General features: G+C 73.5%; 1 pseudogene. It reads right to left on the bottom strand.

The window, feature by feature from the left end:
• Positions 1 to 450, bottom strand: a pseudogene (locus KBX53_RS34780) (chorismate-binding protein); the annotation flags it as partial.
• Between the last annotated feature and the right edge of the window lie 305 nt (positions 451 to 755).

The raw sequence follows: 755 nt of genomic DNA, 5'->3' as shown, positions 1-755 counted from the left end.
CACGGTGGCGTGCAGGGCGCGGTGGATCACGAAGTTCGCGCCCTCGCCCCGACCGATCTCCTCGGACAGCACGCGCTGCACGGTCCGCGCGTACTCCTCGTCGCTGACGTCGAAGCCGGCGTCGGTGGTGTGGACCGGCTCGTCGGGCAGCGCGGCGAGGGCGTCGGCCAGTGCGATCCGCTGGTGGGCGCTGACCTGGAGGAACTCCAGCGGGGCACCGTCGTCGACGCAGGCGAAACCACGTTCGGTGATCTGCCGGTACGGCACGAGGGCCAGCGTCCGGGCCCCGGGTGGGCCCGGCGGCAGCGGAATGTCGGTGAGCCCCTCGGCGGTGTCGACCGGGCCGGTGAACAGGTCCAGTTCGTCAGCGCCGTCGCGGCGCAGCAGCGCGAAGGGGCCGGGGTCGACGCCGTGCGTGACGGCGGCGAGCAGGTCGGTCAGCTGGGTCATCGGAATCTCCGTCGGGCCGGGTGCCGCCCTCGGGCGGCCCTGGAACCGGGAGATCCGGCGACCGCCTCGATGGCGGCCGCGTGGATGGAGCTACGCGCGGGGGATGGCCGCCGGGTCGGCGGGCCACCAACTGGTCAGGTGCGCGAGCATGTGATCCACCCTACGCGCCCGTCGCCCCGCTGGCACGGGGTAACTTGACCGGCGATGAACATTCTCGCGCTCGACCTGGGCACCTCCTCGGTACGCGGGCTGGTGCTGGACGCGGACACGCAGCCGCTGCCCGGCGCACTGGCCCGCCGCAAGGT

This window comes from Micromonospora sp. M51, assembly GCF_018070305.1.
Taxonomy (GTDB): domain Bacteria; phylum Actinomycetota; class Actinomycetes; order Mycobacteriales; family Micromonosporaceae; genus Micromonospora; species Micromonospora parva.
The sequence above is the reverse complement of the archived record's forward strand: the minus strand, read 5'-3'. Positions and strand labels throughout refer to the sequence as shown.